The sequence below is a fragment of the Hydrogenophaga sp. genome (assembly GCF_030158645.1).
Classification (GTDB): Bacteria; Pseudomonadota; Gammaproteobacteria; order Burkholderiales; family Burkholderiaceae_C; genus Hydrogenophaga.
Genome location: NZ_JAOASO010000066.1, coordinates 1 through 2378 on the forward strand (window position 1 = coordinate 1; position 2378 = coordinate 2378).

At 60.0% G+C, this 2378-nt stretch carries 4 protein-coding genes and 1 pseudogene; all 5 read left to right on the forward strand.

The features are described 5' to 3' along the window. A partial coding sequence (locus tag Q1W68_RS07030; RefSeq protein WP_300715967.1) for a His/Gly/Thr/Pro-type tRNA ligase C-terminal domain-containing protein occupies window positions 1-390 on the forward strand: 390 nt, incomplete at its 5' end. Window positions 391-498: 108 nt separating this feature from the next. Then, on the forward strand, window positions 499-1110 hold the full coding sequence (infC, locus tag Q1W68_RS07035) for a translation initiation factor IF-3 (RefSeq protein ID WP_300649161.1): 612 nt from the start codon (window positions 499-501) through the stop codon (window positions 1108-1110). Between the two features lie 185 nt (window positions 1111-1295). Further along, the gene (gene rpmI / locus Q1W68_RS07040; RefSeq protein WP_056275072.1) at window positions 1296-1499 is read left to right on the forward strand and encodes a 50S ribosomal protein L35; all 204 of its coding nucleotides are present in this window, start codon (window positions 1296-1298) and stop codon (window positions 1497-1499) included. 24 nt (window positions 1500-1523) lie between these two features. Then, a complete protein-coding gene (gene rplT, locus Q1W68_RS07045; protein ID WP_069046248.1) occupies window positions 1524-1883 on the forward strand; it encodes a 50S ribosomal protein L20 in 360 nt (119 codons plus the stop codon). 121 nt (window positions 1884-2004) lie between these two features. Further along, window positions 2005-2378 (forward strand): annotated as a pseudogene (locus Q1W68_RS07050) (phenylalanine--tRNA ligase subunit alpha); the annotation flags it as partial.

Genomic DNA, 2378 nt, shown 5'->3' on the forward strand with positions numbered 1-2378 from the left:
GTGATGCTGCACCGTGCCATCGTCGGCAGCCTGGAGCGCTTCATCGGCATCCTGATCGAAGAACACGCCGGCGCACTGCCCACGTGGCTCGCTCCGGTGCAGGTGGCGGTGCTCAACATCACCGACGCGCAGGCCGATTACTGTCGGGAAATCGCGAAATCATTGCAAAATCAAGGGCTTAGGGTCATGACCGACCTGCGCAACGAGAAAATCACGTATAAAATACGAGAGCACGCGTTGCAAAAGCTGCCTTTCATCCTTGTCGTGGGCGACAAGGAAAAAGAAGCTGGTGCCGTGGCTGTTCGGGCTCGGGGTAACAAAGACCTCGGTGTCATGCCGCTGGAAGCCTTTTCCAGACTCATTGCGGCAGACGTTTCATCCAAGGTTTGATTACAAACATCGAGGTTGATACCCCTGCTGCCGTGGCGCACTTCATGTGCATGCGGGCGGCCGAGGGGCTGCCCTGTCGCCTGAACAGCCCACATCAAGGAAACCACCATAGCTACCAACTTTCGCGACCGCCGCCAACGTGAAGAGCGCGCACACCGACTGAACCGTGAAATCATGGCCCCCGAGGTTCGCCTCAACGGTCCGGAAAACGAGCCGCTCGGCATCGTCAGTCTGTCTGAAGCGCTGCGCATGGCCGGTGAACTGGACGTGGACCTGGTTGAAATCGCGGCCACGGCCGTGCCTCCCGTGTGTCGCCTGATGGACTACGGCAAGTTCAAGTACCAGGAGCAGAAGAAGGCGGCTGAAGCCAAAGCCAAGCAGACGGTCATCGAGATCAAGGAAATCAAATTCCGGCCCGGTACCGACGATGGCGACTACAACATCAAGATGCGCAACATCCGGCGCTTTCTGGACGATGGTGACAAGTGCAAGATCACGCTGCGGTTTCGCGGTCGTGAGATCACCCACCAGGATCTGGGTCTGGCCCTGTTGAACCGCATCCGTGATGAGTTGGCCGATTCGATCATCGTGGAGCAATTTCCCAAGTTGGAAGGCCGCCAGATGATCATGATGATCGCGCCCGGTCGCAAAAAGACCGGTGGCGGGGCAGCGAAACCAGCCGAGGCGGCAACGCCCGCGGCGGGACAGCCGGCAGCCTGAGGGCCGCTGGTGAGAAGAACAGCATTGGACGGGCAGGGTAGTCTCCTGCTGGTCCGAGGCGCTGGCTGTAAAGCCGGACGCCGAACCGGAGGGCCGAAAGGCCTTCCATCAAAAGTGGCTCGGGGCCTACAAGTCTGCGGAAGGTTCGCAGCGCCTCACGAGCACAAACGAAAAGGAGCATGAAGATGCCCAAAATGAAGACCAAGAGCAGCGCGAAGAAGCGTTTTCGCGTTCGTCCCGGTGGCACCGTCAAGCGCGGTCAAGCCTTCAAACGTCACATCCTGACCAAGAAGACCACCAAGAACAAGCGCCACCTGCGCGGTTCAGTCACTGTGCATGAGACCAACATGGGTCACATGGCGCAGATGCTGCCCGGCATGGGTATTTGATCAACGACGAACAGGAGAACACACATGCCTCGCGTCAAACGTGGTGTCACGGCTCGCGCCCGACACAAAAAAGTACTGGCTCTGGCCAAAGGTTTCCGCGGCCGTCGCGGCAACGTCTTCCGCATCGCCAAACAGGCGGTGATGAAGGCGGGGCAATACGCATACCGCGATCGCCGCACCAAGAAGCGCGTCTTCCGTCAGTTGTGGATTGCCCGTATCAACGCCGGTGCTCGCGCATGCGGCATGACGTACAGCCAGTTCGCCAACGGTCTGAAGAAAGCTTCGATCGAAATCGACCGCAAGGTTCTGGCCGATCTGGCCGTGAACGACCCGGCTGCCTTTGGCAGCATCGTGGAGCAAGTCAAAGCCAAGCTGGCCGCTTGATTCACGACAGGGATACCGCTTCATGGCGGTGATCTCCGGTCGCTCAAAGGGGTTGAGGCTTGAGGGAATTCCCTCGCTGGCTTCAACCCCTTTTTTCATTGGCAACGATTCAAGCACACACATGAACGAGTTGGACGCACTGGTTGACAGCGCCCGCGCAGCGTTTGCGCAGGCCACCACCCCGGCCGATCTGGAAAACGCCAAGGCCCAGTACCTGGGCAAGGCCGGCCGCATCACCGAGCTGATGAAGGGAATGGCGGCGCTGCCGGTCGACGAAAAGAAGACCCGGGGCGCTTCGATCAACCTGGCGAAGCAGGCGATTGAGGCGGCACTGACTGAGCGCCGCCAGGCGTTGGCCGATGCCGAGCTGCAGATTCAATTGAAGGCCGAGGCGCTGGATGTGACGTTGCCAGGGCGGCAGCGTGGGCAGGGCGGTCTGCACCCGGTGAGCCTCACGCTCGAGCGCATCGAGGCGATCTTCGGCTCCATGGGCTT